At 62.9% G+C, this 15,355-nt stretch carries 18 protein-coding genes; 14 read left to right on the top strand and 4 right to left on the bottom strand.

Annotated elements, in window-relative coordinates; genetic code table 11:
- Window positions 1-3: 3 nt before the first annotated feature.
- The 3 genes from MAFF_RS08130 to MAFF_RS08120 are packed head-to-tail and all read left to right on the top strand — an operon-like array spanning window position 4 to window position 2,598.
- Window positions 4-825 (top strand): ABC transporter permease, encoded by an 822-nt coding sequence (locus MAFF_RS08130; protein WP_010910410.1) that lies wholly within the window; start codon window positions 4-6, stop codon window positions 823-825.
- On the top strand, window positions 822-1,589 hold the full coding sequence (locus MAFF_RS08125; RefSeq protein ID WP_080512043.1) for an ABC transporter ATP-binding protein: 768 nt from the start codon (window positions 822-824) through the stop codon (window positions 1,587-1,589). Before MAFF_RS08130 ends, MAFF_RS08125 begins: the two co-directional genes overlap by 4 nt.
- Window positions 1,582-2,598 (top strand): ABC transporter substrate-binding protein, encoded by a 1,017-nt coding sequence (locus MAFF_RS08120; RefSeq protein WP_010910408.1) that lies wholly within the window; start codon window positions 1,582-1,584, stop codon window positions 2,596-2,598. The genes MAFF_RS08125 and MAFF_RS08120 overlap by 8 nt, the downstream gene beginning before the upstream one ends.
- Window positions 2,599-2,730: 132 nt before the next feature.
- Here the strand turns inward: MAFF_RS08120 and MAFF_RS08115 are convergent, their stop codons facing one another.
- Complete coding sequence (locus MAFF_RS08115; protein WP_244420738.1) at window positions 2,731-3,492, bottom strand: hypothetical protein; 762 nt, start codon at window positions 3,490-3,492, stop codon at window positions 2,731-2,733.
- A 376-nt stretch (window positions 3,493-3,868) separates the two neighbouring features.
- Between MAFF_RS08115 and MAFF_RS08110 the strand changes: the two genes are divergently transcribed.
- From MAFF_RS08110 to MAFF_RS41155, 4 genes are all read left to right on the top strand, one after another.
- Complete coding sequence (locus MAFF_RS08110) at window positions 3,869-4,564, top strand: methyltransferase family protein (protein ID WP_032930909.1); 696 nt, start codon at window positions 3,869-3,871, stop codon at window positions 4,562-4,564.
- Between the two features lie 566 nt (window positions 4,565-5,130).
- Window positions 5,131-5,790, top strand: coding sequence for a hypothetical protein (locus MAFF_RS08105; protein WP_048894781.1), 660 nt, complete (start codon window positions 5,131-5,133; stop codon window positions 5,788-5,790).
- A 241-nt stretch (window positions 5,791-6,031) separates the two neighbouring features.
- Window positions 6,032-6,196, top strand: a complete 165-nt coding sequence (locus MAFF_RS08100; RefSeq protein WP_064987425.1) for a DUF3309 family protein — start codon at window positions 6,032-6,034, stop codon at window positions 6,194-6,196.
- Between the two features lie 267 nt (window positions 6,197-6,463).
- The gene (locus MAFF_RS41155) at window positions 6,464-6,598 is read left to right on the top strand and encodes a hypothetical protein (RefSeq protein ID WP_280113141.1); all 135 of its coding nucleotides are present in this window, start codon (window positions 6,464-6,466) and stop codon (window positions 6,596-6,598) included.
- A 6-nt stretch (window positions 6,599-6,604) separates the two neighbouring features.
- On the opposite strand, the gene MAFF_RS08090 is transcribed toward MAFF_RS41155, so the two are convergent.
- The 3 genes from MAFF_RS08090 to MAFF_RS08080 all read right to left on the bottom strand — a co-directional run bounded on the left by MAFF_RS08090 (window position 6,605) and on the right by MAFF_RS08080 (window position 8,540).
- Window positions 6,605-7,675 carry a sensor histidine kinase gene (locus tag MAFF_RS08090; RefSeq protein ID WP_010910403.1) on the bottom strand — a complete coding sequence of 357 codons (1,071 nt, stop codon included), beginning with the start codon at window positions 7,673-7,675 and terminating at the stop codon, window positions 6,605-6,607.
- Window positions 7,676-7,859: 184 nt separating this feature from the next.
- Window positions 7,860-8,147 (bottom strand): hypothetical protein, encoded by a 288-nt coding sequence (locus MAFF_RS08085; protein WP_044548112.1) that lies wholly within the window; start codon window positions 8,145-8,147, stop codon window positions 7,860-7,862.
- Between the two features lie 135 nt (window positions 8,148-8,282).
- Entirely contained in the window at window positions 8,283-8,540 is a 258-nt protein-coding gene (locus MAFF_RS08080) for a hypothetical protein (protein WP_010910401.1), read from the bottom strand.
- 138 nt (window positions 8,541-8,678) lie between these two features.
- Between MAFF_RS08080 and MAFF_RS08075 the strand changes: the two genes are divergently transcribed.
- The 7 genes from MAFF_RS08075 to MAFF_RS08045 all read left to right on the top strand — a co-directional run bounded on the left by MAFF_RS08075 (window position 8,679) and on the right by MAFF_RS08045 (window position 15,306).
- Complete coding sequence (locus MAFF_RS08075) at window positions 8,679-9,404, top strand: GntR family transcriptional regulator (protein WP_044548111.1); 726 nt, start codon at window positions 8,679-8,681, stop codon at window positions 9,402-9,404.
- Window positions 9,405-9,407: 3 nt separating this feature from the next.
- Complete coding sequence (locus MAFF_RS08070; protein ID WP_010910399.1) at window positions 9,408-10,442, top strand: ADP-ribosylglycohydrolase family protein; 1,035 nt, start codon at window positions 9,408-9,410, stop codon at window positions 10,440-10,442.
- On the top strand, window positions 10,439-11,416 hold the full coding sequence (locus MAFF_RS08065) for a carbohydrate kinase family protein (protein WP_010910398.1): 978 nt from the start codon (window positions 10,439-10,441) through the stop codon (window positions 11,414-11,416). The genes MAFF_RS08070 and MAFF_RS08065 overlap by 4 nt, the downstream gene beginning before the upstream one ends.
- Before the next feature lie 39 nt (window positions 11,417-11,455).
- Window positions 11,456-12,517, top strand: coding sequence for an ABC transporter substrate-binding protein (locus MAFF_RS08060; RefSeq protein ID WP_010910397.1), 1,062 nt, complete (start codon window positions 11,456-11,458; stop codon window positions 12,515-12,517).
- Window positions 12,518-12,584: 67 nt separating this feature from the next.
- Window positions 12,585-13,454 (top strand): ABC transporter permease, encoded by an 870-nt coding sequence (locus tag MAFF_RS08055; protein WP_010910396.1) that lies wholly within the window; start codon window positions 12,585-12,587, stop codon window positions 13,452-13,454.
- Window positions 13,454-14,242 carry an ABC transporter permease gene (locus tag MAFF_RS08050; RefSeq protein WP_010910395.1) on the top strand — a complete coding sequence of 263 codons (789 nt, stop codon included), beginning with the start codon at window positions 13,454-13,456 and terminating at the stop codon, window positions 14,240-14,242. Before MAFF_RS08055 ends, MAFF_RS08050 begins: the two co-directional genes overlap by 1 nt.
- Window positions 14,242-15,306 (top strand): ABC transporter ATP-binding protein, encoded by a 1,065-nt coding sequence (locus MAFF_RS08045; RefSeq protein ID WP_010910394.1) that lies wholly within the window; start codon window positions 14,242-14,244, stop codon window positions 15,304-15,306. The genes MAFF_RS08050 and MAFF_RS08045 overlap by 1 nt, the downstream gene beginning before the upstream one ends.
- The last annotated feature ends 49 nt before the right edge of the window (window positions 15,307-15,355 follow it).

Raw genomic sequence — 15,355 nt, 5'->3', positions numbered from 1 at the left:
GTTATGCCCGTGGTTTCATCTTCAGTCGCGCCGCGCCCGCTCGCGGCTTCCCTTGCCAAGGCAGCCCCCGCCGTCATCTCCGTTGGGTTGCTCCTCATGGCGTGGGAGCTCTACGCTACCTATTCCGGCATCAAGCCGACGATCCTGCCGGCGCCCTCACGCGTCTTCGAACAGGCGATGCTCAATCGTGATGCGCTGATCGACAACGCCATCCCCACCATCCGCGCCACGCTGATCGGCTTTGCCTGTTCGCTCGGTGCCGCTTTCACACTGTCCATGCTGGTCGACTTCTTCCAGCCGCTGCGGCGCGCGCTGTTTCCCGTCTTCATCGTCAGCCAGACCTTGCCGCTGGTGGCCATCGCGCCGCTGGTGGTTTTGTGGTTCGGCTTCGGTTTGACGCCGAAGATCATGCTGGTGGCGCTGGTCACCTTCTTCCCGATGCTGGTAGCTCTGGTGCAGGGCTACGAGGCGACCGAGGTGGAGATCGGCCAGATGCTGCGCGCCATGGGGGCAGGGCGCTGGCGCGTCTTCGTGCTGGCGCGGCTGCCTTCGGCACTGCCCTATTTCTTCGCCGGCCTGCGGATCTCCATCACCTATGCCGTGGTCGGCGCCATCTTCGCCGAATATGCCGGGGCGGCGAAGGGGCTTGGCATCTACATGCTCAACGCCAAGAACAATTTCCGCCCCGATCTGGTGCTGGCCGCGGTCGGTGTCAGTGTCGCGCTCACGCTGATCCTGTTCGGGCTGACGGTGCTCTTGCAACGCCTCGCCATGCCTTGGGAGCGGGCCGACCCGCAATCTGCAGGAAAGGGGCCATGGCGATGAGCCGGCTCGAATTGCGGCATGTGCGCAAGGCGTTTGGCGGGCTCGACGTGCTTGCCGACATTTCGCTCAGCGTCGGTGCCGGTGAATTCGTCTCGATCCTTGGGCCTTCGGGCGCCGGCAAGTCGACGCTGTTCCAGCTTCTGACGGGTGCCGAGCATGGCGAAGGGGAGATGTTGTTCGACGGCATGCCGCTCGACGACCATGGCCGGCATTTCGCATTCATGCCGCAGCGCGACGCGCTGATGCCATGGCGGCGCATCCTCGACAACACGACGCTCGGGCTCGAGGTGCAAGGCATCAGGCGCAAGGCGGCGCGGGCGCGTGTCGCCCCGCTGTTTGCCGAGTTCGGCCTTGCCGGCTTCGAGCGGCATTTTCCGGCACAGCTTTCGGGCGGCATGCGCCAGCGCGCGGCATTGCTGCGCACGGTGGTGCAGGCGCGCGACATGCTTTTGCTCGACGAGCCGTTCGGCGCGCTCGACGCGCTGACCCGCGCGGCCATGCAGCGCTGGCTCGAGCAGATGTGGCGCCACCATCGCTGGACGGCGCTGCTGATCACCCACGATGTGCGCGAGGCCGTGTACCTGTCCGACCGCATCTATGTGCTGTCGGCGCGACCGGCCCGTGTGCTGCGTGAAATCAGGGTGCCGCTGCCGCGTCCGCGCGATCCGGCCGGCGCCGCCGCGCAACAGGCCGGCGCACTCGAAGCCGAGATACTCGACATTCTGCTCAACCCTCAACCATCCAAAGGATATGACCATGACTGATCTGACACGCCGGCAGGCTTTGCTGCTCACCCTTGCCAGCGGTCTTCCGCTGATCGCCGGATCAAGCCGCGTCTTCGCCGCGACGCCAAAAGTCACCGTCGCGTTGGACTGGACGGTCAACACCAACCACATCGGGCTGTTCGTCGCGCGCGACAAGGGGTTTTACCGCGAGGCCGGCCTCGAGGTCGACATTCTGCCCTATAGCGATACCGGCGCCGGCACGCTGGTCGCCAACCGCGTCGCCGATTTCGGCATCAATGGCACCATCAGCCTGTTCACCCAGAAGACCGCCGGGGCCGATCTGAAGGCCGTCTATGCCGTGGTGCAGTCCGAAACCGGCCGGGTGGTCTTCAATGCGGAGCGCGGCGAGATCAAAAGTCCGAAGGACCTTGATGGCCTGACCTATGGCGGTTTCGGCAGCGCCTGGGAAAACGCACTGATCTCGACCATCATCCGCCACGACGGCGGCAAGGGCAATTTCGAAACTGTGACACTCGGCACCTCCGCCTATGAAGCGCTGGCCAACGGCTCGGTCGACTTCACGCTCGAGGTCTCGACCTGGGAGGGCGTCGAGGCCGAACTCAAAGGCATCAAGCAGCGCAGCTTCGTCTATGCCGACTACGGCGTGCCCGACGAGCATACAACGCTGATCTCGTCGAGCGAGGCGTATCTCCAAGCAAACCCGGCACTGGCGTCGGCCTTTATCCAGGCAACGCGGCGCGGCTATCAGTTCACTGTGGATCATCCGGCCGAAGCCGCCGCGCTGCTGATCGCCGCCAACAAGGATGCGTTGACCAATCCGGCATTGATCGAAGCATCGCTGAAGGCGCTGATCGACGGACACTATCTGCGCGCGGAGAACGGCGCCATCGGCACGATGGATCCGGCCAAGATGGAAGCGATCGGCGACTTTCTCTTCAAAGCGGGCATTTTGCGCGATGCGGATGGTAAGATTCTGACGCAAAGACCTGATTTCACGAAGTATTTCAGCAATTCAACTTTGGGCTAGAGTGGTTGCCGTGTCCGTGAAACGGTGAACCGGGGCGGCCAGTCGGCCTCTCGAAGCCGGGTATGCCTGGCGAGCCAAAGAGGCTCGCCAGGCATGACAGATCCTGATCACCGCGCGGATCCGCAGACCCGACTAGTTCCGGGCGATCTCATAGAGCAAAGTGGTTTTGATATGCCGCCCGGGCTCACCCTGCAGCGACAGAGCAGACGTATAAAGTTTCGCGACGGCCGGGCAGAGACCTTCGAATTCCAGGCTGACATTGGCAATGGCATTCATCTCGACGGGAGTGCCGCCAGCCTTGATGAAAGCGTCGGCCAGCAGCGACCAGTCTTCGTCGCTGGCCGAAGCGGCCGGCAGACCGCCCTTTTTCGCCGCGCCGAAAGCGTGGAACAGGGTGGCGCCTATCTTGTCCATGTCACCCAGAAAATCCTGGTCCGGCGTGCTGAGCGCGCCCGGCCCCTGGCGAAGGTAGTTGTCACAGGTGGCAGCTGTTTCCCGCGCCATGACATGGTTGAGCATGTCCAATTGCGCGCGCAGGGCTTCCGCAGCCTTGCTGTCCGGAGCCGAGGACAGAAGGGATGCGTATCGTTGCCTGAGATCGGCCACCGCCACCCTGCTGGTGTTTCGCACCTGGTCGACATTTCCCAGTCTGGCCACGGCCGTGATCTTTTCCACGACGGCGTCGTAGTCTTCTGGGAATTCCTGCTTGATTGCTTTGAATATCTGGCTCCCCTGGCTCTCAATCTGTTCGCTCACCTGAGCCGTGGTCAGCATTTGCGGATCGGGCGAGCCCGCCACAGTCTGATAGAGATATTTGCCGCCGGCAAAGCCGAGCGCCCAGGGCAACACCTTCAGCGCAACGAACGACAATGCGGCTATCGCCGCCACGCCCACACCTTTCCAACGCGTCATCCGCCAGCCCTCCCGAACCTTGTCTCTATTTCGCCCGAGGCTCAGCGCCTTCTCGCGGTCGGCCTCGGCGCTTCGCGCGTTCTACGCGCAATCCTATCGCGGCGGCGGGCAATCCCGCACCTTTCCAGCTCGCCATATTGCTGGTCCTCCCCCGAAAAACCTTGGTCAGCTTAGCGGTTAATCCGCGTATTGTTCCCTATTCGTTCCAAAAATGCAAGCATAAATTGTAGGCCCGCTTCCGACAGTGTCCAAACCTGATCTCGCGCCGGACGCGGGCGTGATTTCGCGCCGATCCGATGTTCCGGGTTAACCGCACGGCAATGGTTGCGTGCAATGGTCCCTTTGAGGGATCATTGGGGTGTTTGCGTTGCTCACGTCAAAAAGTGAAGCGTTTTCGCATAGTAATGAGGGCGGATTTTTCTCCGCCGCGCGAAGGCGTGACATACTGGTCGACCTGCGCGAGGGCTTCTTTCGTCTCTGTGCCCTGGCCTGCGCGGGGCTGTTCGTCTATCGCGGCGTGTCCCAGGTCATGGAGGACCCGACCCGGCTCAACGCCGCGCTGGTGGCGATTTCCGAGATACTCACTTTCACCTGGCTGCTTCTGTCGCGGCGTCCGGTGACGCGTGACTGGAATCCGCTTACGGTCGTCGTCTCCGTGACCGCCAGTTTCGGGGTTGCGTTGATCAGCCTCCAGCCTGGCATTGCGCTTGTTCCGGTCTATTTCGCCGCGCCGCTGCAGTTCGTCGCGCTGTTGTTTGTCATCTGGGGCAAGATATCGCTGGGCCGTTCCTTCGCCATCCTGCCCGGCAATCGCGGCGTGATGACCGGCGGCGCCTACCGGATTGTGCGGCACCCGATCTATGCCGGCTACCTTGCCGGCCATGTGCTCTATCTGCTGTCGGCCTTTTCCTTCCACAACCTCGCGGTCTATGCGGTCATCACCTATATGCAGCTGTATCGTATCCTGCGCGAGGAAGCCCTTCTGGCCGCCGAGCCGGAGTATCGCGCTTACATGGAGCGTGTGCGCTACAGGCTGTTCTACCGCTTATTCTGAGGCCAGACTATCGATCGAAAAGGCTGGAGTGGCCGGTTTTGTTTGGCTTGTGGCCAACCGCGTATTTTACAGCTGTTCGCCGTTTCACAGAAGCGCCAACCTGCCCATCTCGTTGTTTTGGCGAAGTTCCCAAGGGAAAGTGCCGCGCGCTTTTCCCGGGAAAACCGGTTCCACATTTCCTGGAACTGCCTCAAGCCTGTTGACGGCCTGGTTTTCCAACACCGCCCGCTGGGTTCTGCGAGCACAGCCATCGTGGCCGATGTCCAATCGTCACGACATGCGCTAGACGGAGATGTCCGTCAGCAATATGGGAGTGGCTGGTGCTCTATGGAATCGAGTTTCTTTCCGCGCGATAAGGTATATCGACGATTATCGCTCTCGATCTGAGAATATTTTTTACATATGTATTATAGTTTTATCACTCTTATAATCTGTGCATTTCATCAATAAATACCATCAGCTGCGTAAGTGTGCGCCGATTGAAACCGAATCTCACCTGGAGCGTAACTGAATTTGCAATCGGCTGTGCGCCGGCTGTCATAGGGCAACGACTACAGGAGAGTGTTATGGCTTTCACCATCAAGACAGTCGCCAGTGTGTTGGCGGGTAGTGCAATGGTCCTCGTTCTTTCCATGCCGGCAAGCGCAGCCGGGCTCGGCGTCGGCGCTTCGGTGGGCGGCAGCAACGCCGGGGCCGGTGCCAATGTCGGCGGCTCCAACAGCGCCAGCGCTGGGCTCGGCGCCTCTATCGGTGGCGGCGGGGGCAGCAACGCCGGGGCCGGTGCCAATGTCGGCGGCTCCAACAGCGCCAGCGCCGGGCTCGGCGCCTCTGTCGGTGGCAGCGGGGGCATCAATACCGGAGCCGGTGTCAATGTCGGGGGCTCCAACAGCACTAGCGCCGGGCTCGGCGCTTCCATCGGTGGCAGCAACGGCACCGGCGTGGGCGCCAATGTTGGCGGTATTGGTGGTGCCACCGCCGGACTCGGCGCCAATGTCGGTGGCACGGGCGGCATCGGCGTGGGCATTGGCGTCGGAACCAATCCCAGCAATCCGTCCAACCCAAGCAATCTCTCGACCTCCAGCAATCCGAGCCTGCCGGGTGTCGTGGCCCAGATGTCCAGCAGCCAGGTGGCGCGCATGAAGAAGCGCTGTGTCGACGTGCTCAGCAGCGAGGGCAGCTATGATCGCGACCTGCGTCAGCTCTGCCTGTTGATCGCCCGTCGCTGAAGCCTGCCAGGGATGGAGCCGTGAGGCTTCGACGGTCTGGCCTCAGGCCGGTCGGAAGCCCGCCACTCGGGCGGGCTTTCCCGCGTGTCGGCGCTTTCAATTCCCGCCCTGTATCCATCGGGATTGTTCGCCGGCGAACAGTCGGGCGGAACGGTAAGGCGGCTCGAACGTTCTCATCTTCGAAACACCGCAAGCGACGGTGTTCGAGGCCGGCGCATCGGCGCCCAAGGGAGCGGGAAAAATGAGCTTAGGCACGATACTCATCATCATTCTTGTCATTGCGCTGCTTGGCGGCTTTAGCGGGCTTGGCGGCGGGCCGTTCTATGGAACGGGATACTATGGCGGCGGCGGGCTCGGGCTTGTCTTGCTTATCATCATCATCCTTGTCGTGCTGGGGCGCCTCTAGCTGCCTGCAAATCGTCGGGGCTATCGCGATTTCGTGACCGCACCGAGGCCGAGGCGCACCGGATTGTGATGCAAGCAAGCCGGCTTGTGATGCGAAATTCCGAAGGAATCGAGTATGGTGATTTCGGTCCACACCCCCCGTGGAAACAAGAGGAGAGGGTCCCACCCCTTCATCCTCCCCCAAGGCCCGCCCCGGTATCCCGGAGCGGGCTTTTGCATTAGGGAACAGGCTTGCACCGAGGCAGTTGAGTTTGCGGAAGGCTGGCCAATGCCCGCGACACTCCGAACGACACTCTGCGAAATTCGCGATGATCTTCACGCCCTGCGGCGGATGGTGGCGGATCGCGGCCATATCGAGACCATCCAGGGCGAGGCGCTGTCGGGAAGGCAGGCCTCGTGGTAGCGGTTCTTACGCCGCGCGCGGCACCCGCGAGGTGAACGTTGCCCGGGTGACCGAGATGCTGGTGCCGTCGTTGTCGCCGATGACTTCCACTTTGGCCTCGAGCTGTTTCACCAGCGCCTCCACGATGGCTGTTCCAAGGCCGGTGGCCGGCACGTCGTTGATGACCTTGCCGACGCCATTGTCCGAAACCGTCAGTTTCCAGTCGCTGCCGGCGGTCTCGTAGCTCACCTGGATCCGAGCACCGTCCTTTTCCTCGGGGAAGGCATATTTGATGGCGTTGAGCAACAGTTCGGTGACGATCAGTCCGAGGCTGACTGCCTTTTGCGAATCCATCCTGCCGCCTTCGGTCGTAACGGTGACTTCGATCGGCTGGGCCTCGCCAACCATCGAAGTGGCGAGGCTGCCGCACAGTTTCGAAAGGTAGGAGCCGACATCGATCTCGTCGATGCCGACCGAGGTGTGGAGATGGCGCTGCACCTCGGCCACGGACAGGACGCGTTGATGGGCGTCCTTGAGATGCTGGCGCGTCTCTTCCGAGGTGACCGAGCGCGCCTTCAGCAGCAGGATGCTGGCGATGATCTGCAGGCTGTTGGCGACCCGGTGCTCCATTTCGCGCAGCAGCACGTCTTTCTGGTTGAGCAGATCTTCGGTGCGCTTGAGCAGCTCCTCTTTCTCTCTCTCGATCACCCGTCGGGCGGTGATGTCGTTGAAGGCGAGAAGGATGGTGATCGCTGAACTGTGGTCGTAAAGCACCTTGCGGGCATTGAGCAGCATGGTGCGGCGGCCGATCCGCGGGAAATCATGCTCGACCTCGAAACCGTCCATGGCGGTCTTCTCGGGAATGATCGTCTCCAGCAGCAGGCGAAGTGCGGGAATGTCCCACTGACCGTCGCCGAGCGCATAGAGCAGCGTGCCCTGGGTCTGCGCGGGGTCAACCTCGAATGTCTTGTAGAAGGAGCGGCTGGCGGCCAGCACGCGAAATTTTTCGTCGAGCACCAGGAACGGCTCGGTGATCGTGTTGACGATCGCCTGCGCCAGCGTCTGCGCATCCTCGATATTCGCAATGGGTTGGAACATGGGCAAAAGCCAGACGAGCGGCGTTCTGCCGCTCCAAGGATTGACGCTACACTTTTGCTGAACCGTTGTCGCGAATTGAATCCGCCAGCGGCGGCGTCGCCGGCTTATGGCCGAAAGGAAAAGACGGGCACCGGGCCCGCCTTGTCCAAATGGTCAATCGGGCCTTGGCCCAAATCGCGGAGCGTCAGTTCGCGCCGCCGAGCTGCTTGGTCATCTTGCAGAAATTGTCATGCGACTTGCCGATGACATTGTCGCCGCAATCCTTCGTCATCGAGGCGCGGTCTTCGTCCTTCATAGCCATCCAGGCTGCCTTGAATTCCTTCTCGGACTTCATGGTTTTCATGCCGGAGTCTGTGTAGAAGGGCGCCATCTTTGCCGGATCGTCCAGCGCGGAGGTGTGGGTGGCGGCGAGCGCCGAGCCGGTCATCATTGCAAGCGCCATCGCGCCCATGCTCAGCATCTTGAAGTTCATCTGGAAATTCCTCTCTATCGAGGCCATTGGAATAAACGACCTGTAGATAAACGGAATCGAGAGAAAACGGTTCCTCTCCATCGGTAAATATTAAAACCAGATTTTATTTTACCGAGCCTACAGAGGGCGTCGCCGCTACTCCATGTCGGGCACGTCGCCGCTAACAAACAGCGTGGTCGGCGGGCCATAGTCGCCAAGTGTCGGGTCGGCATCACGACTCCAGGCGATGACGCCGACGTGTTTTGCCGCCAGAGCTCGGGCGGTGCGTATGGCGCGGTCTTCGCTCTGCTGGTCGGCGGGGCCGAAGGCGGGAAACAATTCACCGTCCTCGCCGCGGTCGAACGCGACCACGACGATCAGTTTGGGATTCTTATGCTGCGTTGATTGGGACATGTTGCTCCTTCGACGCGGAACCTACCACACTACCGGGAACAAGGGCGGCCTGTTTGACCTGTGGTGGCATCATATTGACAGGACGTATATGGGCATGTATTGAACAGGACTATACAGGTTCACTGAACAGGTATGCATATGAAGCGGCGCACGGTTCAACTGTCTCCCGGCACGGGCAAGCCCGAGCGGATCGCGACCGTTCTGGAGCATGAAATCCGCTCCGGCGTGCTCGGCTTCGGCGACCGCCTGCAAAGTGAGAACGAACTCGTCCAGCGCTTCTCCGTCAGCCGTAACACGGTCCGCAAGGGCCTCAAGGAACTGTCCAGCCGCGGTCTGATCACCACCAAGGTCGGCATCGGCTCCTTCGTCACCTTCGACGGCAAGCCGGTCGACGACGCCATCGGCTGGTCGCGGGCGCTGGCCAATGCGGGCGCCAATGCCGAGACGAGGACGCTGCGGCTGGAGGTCATCGAGGACGCCGATCTCGCCGCCTTGCTGGAGATCGAAAGCCCCTTCTTCATCGCCGTCGACCGTGTGCGAACCAATGCCAGCGACGGCCACGCGATCTCCATCGAGCGCAGCCGCCTGCCGCTGTCGCCGGAGCTTGAGGATGTGCCGCTGCGCGGCCTGCGCGAAGGATCGCTCCATCAGACGCTGCGCGCCGCCGGCCTCATCCCCGACCATGGCGAAGAATGGGTCGGCATCGAGATGCTCAATGCCGAGGACGCGGCGATCCTGGGTTGCCCGCAAGGCACGCCCTTCCTGCGCGGGCGGCGGCTGACGCGCGCGGCCGACGACCGGCCGATCGAATATGTCACCAGCCTGCTCAATCCCGCGCATTTCGCGCTGCATATGAGGTTTTGAGCGATGGCGGATAATACCATTCTCGATCGTGCCATGGGCGCGCTTGTCGGCGGGGCGCTGGGAGACGCGCTCGGCATGCCGACGCAGCTCCTGTCGCCGGCCCGCATCGCAGAGCTCTACGGCCATGTCGACGATTTCGTCGCGCCCTTCGCCGACCATCCGGTGTCGAAGGGATTGTTGGCCGGCACCATCACCGACGATACGGAACAGGCGCTTCTGCTCGGCCGCATTCTCGTCGAGTCAGGCCACCGTTTCGATCATGCACGCTGGGTCAACGCGCTGCTCGACTGGGAGCGCGAGGTCAAGGCGCGCGGCAGCTATGATCTGCTGGGGCCATCGACCAAACGTGCCATCGATGCCATCAACAATGGCGTGCCGGCCGAGGAAGCGGGGCGCAGCGGTGACACCAATGGGGCTGCCATGCGCATTGCGCCGGTCGGCATCATGATGCCGCCGGAGCCGCTCGATGCGTTCGTCGCCAAGGTGGCGGAGACCTGCCGGGCCACGCACAACACCTCGATCGCGATAGCCTCGGCCGCAGCGGTTGCGGCGGCCGTCAGTCGCGGCGTTGCCGGCGGCGACTGGCGTGCCGCCTCCGACAGTGCCGTTGCGGCGGCGAGGCGAGGGGCAACGCTTGGCCATTGGGTGACCGGCGGCGACATCGCCGCGCGTATCGTCTGGGCGCAGGATCTGGTGCGCGGCAAGGTGACGGGGGATGCGATCCGGCTGATCACCGACCTGGTCGGCACCGGCGTTGCCAGCCAGGAATCGGTTCCGGCGGCCTTCGCGGTGCTGGAAGTCGCCGGCGGCGATCCCTGGCAAGCGGCTGTCATCAGCGCCAATCTCGGCGGCGACACCGACACGATCGGCGCCATAGCCGCCGGCATGGCCGGCGCCTGCACCGGCTTTTCACTGTTGCCACAGCAGCATATTGCCCGGCTTGTCGGCATCGACATGTCAAAGGTGCGCGCGCTTGCTGCCGATCTCGTGGCGGCAAGGGTGAAGAAGACCGGTTCCGGCAAGGATGCGGCGGCATGAGCGCGCGCCTCGTCCATATCGGCAGCGCGGTGGTGGACTACGTCTACCGCATCGACGCCTTGCCGGCGCCGGGTACCGAGAAGACGGCATCGAGCTTTGCCCAGGTCGCCGGCGGCGGCTTCAACATGATGGTCGCGGCCAGCCGCACCGGCATGACGGTGGTGTTCGGCGGCCAGCTCGGCAGCGGGCCGAACGGCGATTTCCTGCGCGCCGCCTTCGCCGCGGAGGGCATCGAGACGCTGACGCCGCCATCGCCCGCGATGGACAGCGGCAATTGCGTTGCCATGATCTCGAGCGATGCCGAACGCACTTTCGTCTCGTGGCCGGGTGCGGAGAGCATTCTCACCCTCGACATGATGGCGGCGCTATCGGTAGCGCCCGATGATTGGGTGTTCACCTCGGGCTATACGCTGAGCTATGCGGGCAGCCGCGACGCGCTCGCAGACTGGATCGAGGCGCTGCCTGCGCAAACGCCGTTCGTCTTTGACCCGACGCCGATTATTTCAGACATTCCGCGCCCGATCCTGTCGCGGGTGCTTGCCCGCGCCACATGGCTCAGCTGCAACGCGACGGAAGCGGCCGAGATTGCCGGCCCAGGTGATGTCGAGGCTTTGGCGGCGCGGCTTCTTGACGACCATTGTCCGCAGGCAACCGGTGTCGTCATCCGCTCGGCGGCCAAGGGCTGCCATGTCAGGCTGGCCGACGGCACGGCACAGACCATTCCCGGCTTCAAGGTCTCGGCAGTCGACACCAATGGCGCCGGCGACACCCATATCGGCGCTTTCGTCAGTGCGCTGGCGCGCGGCGTGCATCCCTTCGAGGCGGGGCGTTACGCCAATGCGGCGGCGGCCATTTCGGTCACCCGCCATGGCGGCTCATCGGCGCCGACCGATGCGGAAATCCAGACTTTCCTGAGCCAGGCCGCCGCGACCGGCACGCCGGGCCAGAACCAGAAGGCCCATCAGACAGCCTGACAAGCCCCGCCAAGCGGGCAAACAAAGAGAGGAACCGACATGCGCATGCCAAGACTGACTGCTCTCTTGACGGCGACCGCCGTCTTCACCACCGCACTCACGCTGGCCGCCAGTGCCGCCGAAGTGCATGTGCTCAACTGGAAAGGCTACGGCGCCGACGAGCCCTGGGCGGTCGCCGCCTTCGAGAAGGCGACCGGCAACAAGGTCGTCAACGACTTCTTCAATTCCGAACAGGAAATGCTGACCAAGATCCGGACCAATCCGGGGCTTTACGACGTGGTCATGATCAACGCCGCCTTCAATGACCAGGCGATGGCGGAAAAACTGATCCAGCCGATCGATACCTCGAAGCTGCCGAACTATGCCGACATCAGCAAGGACAAAGCCGGTTCGCCGATGCTCGACCATGACGGCAAGGTCTATGGCGTGCCATGGGTGTGGGGCCTGACGGCGCTCGCCATCAATGAAAAATCCTTCGACAAGCCGCCGACGTCGATCGCCGAAATGTGGGATCCCAAGCACAAGGGCCGCGTCGTCATTCGCGACGACGCCGTCGAGGCGGTGCAGTTCGGCGCTATCGCCACCGGCCAGAACATCAACGACATCAAGGATATGGATGCGGTCAAGACGAAGCTCACCTCGCTGATGCCGCAGATCAAGACCTTCTGGAGCTCGGAGAACGACTGGAACCAGATGGTCGCCTCCAACCAGATCGACATCGGCACCTATTGGAGCGGCTCGGCCGACCGTGCCAAGACGCATTTCAAGCTGCCGGTTTCGCTGGTCATTCCGCAGGAAGGCGCCGTCGCCTGGCTGGATGCCTTCTCCATTCCGGTCGGCTCCAAGAATGTCGAAGGCGCGCAGGCCTTCATCAACTGGATGATCGACCCGAAATTCTACGTCGAATGGGTCACCAAGGTCGGCGCGCCTGTCTCGGCAAACACCAAGGCGGTGGAGGCGCTGCCGCAGGATGCCTTCAACCGCAAGGTGATGGGCGATCCCGAGGTCGCCAAGCGCATCCAGTTCCAGGCGCCGATCACCGATGCCCAGCGCGAGGCCTACCTGGCGCTCTGGCAGCAGCTCAAGGTCGACGTGAAATAAAACCCACGTCCGGACCAGCCGGCGGTTCGCGCCGGCTGGTGCTTTCAATCCTGGGGAGGAGGGTGGCATGGCAGCACAAAGCGCGACCGCATCGCGCAGCGGGTTGAGATCGGCTCTGCCGCTGCTGGCGCCGGCCTATCTCTGGCTGACGGTGGCGATCTTCCTGCCGCTGTCGGCCATGGTCTTTTTCTCCTTCATGACCGACCTGCCGTTGTCGGGAAAGCCCTGGGCTTTCACCCTTGGCAACTACGCCGCCTTCTTCTCGCAGAGCCTTTATCTCACGCTGCTGCTCGCCTCGCTGCGGCTTGGGCTCGAAGTGACGCTGTGGTGCGTCGTCATCGGCTATCCCGCCGCTTACGTGCTAGCCAAGGTGCTGAAGGGCCGCAGCCGCGAAGCGATCTTCCTGCTGGTCATCCTGCCGTTCTGGTCGAACGGGCTGGTGCGCATCTTCTCCTGGGCGATGGTTTTGCGCGAAGGCGGCATACTCGATACGGCGCTGAACGCCGTGCTGCCGTTCAAGATCAACATCGATCTGATGTATTCCTATCCGGCCGTCATCATCGGGCTGGTGCACTCCTACGTGCCCTACATGGTGCTGACCTGTTATCTCACCTTGCAGGCGATCGACGATTCGCTGATCGAGGCCGGGCGTTCGCTTGGCGCCTCGCGGCTGCAGGTGCTGAAACGGGTGATCATCCCGCTGTCCATGCCGGGACTGGTGGCAGGCGCGGCACTGATCTTCGTGCCGGTTGTCGGCTCGTTCATGGAACCGCGCATCCTCGGCGGCCGCACCGGCACCTTCTACGGCACTGTGATCGAGGACCAGTTCGTCGCCGTCTTCAACTGGCCGCTGGGAGCGGCGCTCTCCTTCATCCTGCTCGCCGTCGTGCTGGTCATCCTGGCGATTGCCTCGCCGGTGTTGCGGAGGGCCGCGTGATGGCGACCACCCGCATCCTCGAAGGGCTCGGCCGCCTCTATATCTTGCTGCTGCTCGCCTTTCTCTATCTGCCCATCATCATCATGGCGCTGATGTCGTTCAACGTCTCGCCCTTCTACCAATTGCCGTTCGAATGGACGACCGAGTGGTACGCCTCGCTGTGGCAGAACGACCAGCTGATCGCGGCCACCTGGAACAGCCTCGAGATCGCAATCATCACCACGATCATCAGCGTGGCGCTCGGCTCGGCGGCGTCGCTGGCGCTCTACCGCTACGAATTTCGCGGCAAGAAGGTGCTGCAGGCGCTGCTCTTTCCGCCGATCGCCATTCCGTGGCTGATCACCGGCACGGCGATGCTGATCTTCTTCTTCGGCGTCGGCATCGGGCGCGGCCTGTTTGCCATCCTGCTCGGCCATGTCGCATTGGCGCTGCCCTATGTCATCGTCGTCGTCTCGGCGCGGCTGCAGACCTTCGCGCCGGAGCTGGAGGAGGCGGCGCGATCGCTCGGCGCCAATCAGTGGCAGGTCACAATGCGCGTGACGCTGCCGTGGATCATGCCGGGCGTCATCGCCGGCGGGCTGTTTGCGTTTGCCGTGTCGTTCGACCAGTTCGTCGTCTCCTACTTCCTGTCGACGCCCGGCCAGACGACGCTGCCGGTCGAGATCTATGCCGCGATCCGCAAGGGGTTCACGCCCGAGATCAATGCGGTGTCGACCATCATCATTGTCGTGTCGATGGCGCTGATGCTGCTGACGGCGCGCTTCTTCAAATTCGGCGGAGAGAAATAATGGCCGGCGTGCAGGTAGCGAACGTCTCGCGCAGCTTTGGCGCGCACAAGGCGCTGGACGATGTCTCCATCGATTTCGCCGATGGCGGCTTCTATGCGCTGCTCGGACCGTCGGGCAGCGGCAAGACCACTTTGCTCAGGCAGATCGCGGGCTTCGATTTTCCGGACAGTGGTCGCATTTCCATCGGCGGCGAGAGTGTCGAGCGTGTGCCGGTCGAGAAAAGGCGCATCGGCATGGTGTTCCAGAACTATGCGCTGTTTCCCAATATGAGCGTCGCCGACAATGTCGCCTTCGGCCTTTCGGTGCGCGGCGAGGCCAAGGCGGTGATTGCAGCGGAAGTGCAGCGCGCGCTCGACCTGGTGCAATTGGGCAAGCTCGGCGGCCGGCGTCCGCACCAGCTCTCCGGCGGCCAGCGGCAGCGCGTGGCGCTGGCGCGCGCCATCGTCACCAAGCCGCGCGTGCTGTTGCTCGACGAGCCGCTCGGCGCGCTCGACAAGGCGCTGCGCGTCGACATGCAGATCGAGTTGAAGCGCATCCAGCGCGAGATCGGCATCACGACCATCTTCGTCACCCATGACCAGGAAGAAGCGCTGACGATGAGCGACCGCATCGGCATCCTGCGCGACGGCAGGCTTGTGCAGGAAGGGCCGCCGGAGGAAATCTACGACCGGCCGAAAAGCGAATTCGCCGCCACCTTCCTCGGCGACGCCAACATCTTTCGCGGCGATACGACCGGCAACGGCATCCGCCTGCCGGACGGCACGGCGATTGCCGCAGGTGCGGGCGCGACGCTTGCCGCCGGCGCCAAGGCGAGCTGCGCCGTACGGCCCGAGCGCATTCGGATTGCCACCGATGCCGGAGCTTCGGATGGCGATGCCAACACGCTGAAGGGTCAGGTTTCCAAGCGCATCTTCGCCGGCAACAACAGCACCTATTTCGTCGAGCGTGACGGCCAGACGCTGAAGGTCATCGTGCAGAACACCGGCGCCGACAGGCTGGCGGAAGGACAGGATGTCGTGCTGCGCTGGTCGCCGGAGAGCACGGTGTTGATTGCTGCGAGCTGATCCTTGGTCTGGCTCTTGCCAGACAAGCGACAATAGGGAACAGCATAGC

Origin of the sequence: Mesorhizobium japonicum MAFF 303099, assembly GCF_000009625.1 — a bacterium.
Classification (GTDB): Bacteria; Pseudomonadota; Alphaproteobacteria; order Rhizobiales; family Rhizobiaceae; genus Mesorhizobium; species Mesorhizobium japonicum.
Note: the sequence above shows the minus strand (reverse complement) of the source record. Positions and strands in the feature narration are given on the sequence as shown.

Coding starts and splice junctions, on each gene's coding strand:
- MAFF_RS08105 (WP_048894781.1), top strand. CDS start 5,131: ATGGCTTTCACCATCAAGACAGTCGCCAGTGTGTTGGCGGGTAGTGCA.
- MAFF_RS08120 (WP_010910408.1), top strand. CDS start 1,582: ATGACTGATCTGACACGCCGGCAGGCTTTGCTGCTCACCCTTGCCAGC.
- MAFF_RS41155 (WP_280113141.1), top strand. CDS start 6,464: ATGCCCGCGACACTCCGAACGACACTCTGCGAAATTCGCGATGATCTT.
- MAFF_RS08080 (WP_010910401.1), bottom strand. CDS start 8,540: ATGTCCCAATCAACGCAGCATAAGAATCCCAAACTGATCGTCGTGGTC.
- MAFF_RS08065 (WP_010910398.1), top strand. CDS start 10,439: ATGAGCGCGCGCCTCGTCCATATCGGCAGCGCGGTGGTGGACTACGTC.
- MAFF_RS08090 (WP_010910403.1), bottom strand. CDS start 7,675: ATGTTCCAACCCATTGCGAATATCGAGGATGCGCAGACGCTGGCGCAG.
- MAFF_RS08060 (WP_010910397.1), top strand. CDS start 11,456: ATGCGCATGCCAAGACTGACTGCTCTCTTGACGGCGACCGCCGTCTTC.
- MAFF_RS08050 (WP_010910395.1), top strand. CDS start 13,454: ATGGCGACCACCCGCATCCTCGAAGGGCTCGGCCGCCTCTATATCTTG.
- MAFF_RS08045 (WP_010910394.1), top strand. CDS start 14,242: ATGGCCGGCGTGCAGGTAGCGAACGTCTCGCGCAGCTTTGGCGCGCAC.
- MAFF_RS08100 (WP_064987425.1), top strand. CDS start 6,032: ATGAGCTTAGGCACGATACTCATCATCATTCTTGTCATTGCGCTGCTT.
- MAFF_RS08070 (WP_010910399.1), top strand. CDS start 9,408: ATGGCGGATAATACCATTCTCGATCGTGCCATGGGCGCGCTTGTCGGC.
- MAFF_RS08055 (WP_010910396.1), top strand. CDS start 12,585: ATGGCAGCACAAAGCGCGACCGCATCGCGCAGCGGGTTGAGATCGGCT.
- MAFF_RS08130 (WP_010910410.1), top strand. CDS start 4: ATGCCCGTGGTTTCATCTTCAGTCGCGCCGCGCCCGCTCGCGGCTTCC.
- MAFF_RS08075 (WP_044548111.1), top strand. CDS start 8,679: ATGAAGCGGCGCACGGTTCAACTGTCTCCCGGCACGGGCAAGCCCGAG.
- MAFF_RS08125 (WP_080512043.1), top strand. CDS start 822: ATGAGCCGGCTCGAATTGCGGCATGTGCGCAAGGCGTTTGGCGGGCTC.
- MAFF_RS08085 (WP_044548112.1), bottom strand. CDS start 8,147: ATGAACTTCAAGATGCTGAGCATGGGCGCGATGGCGCTTGCAATGATG.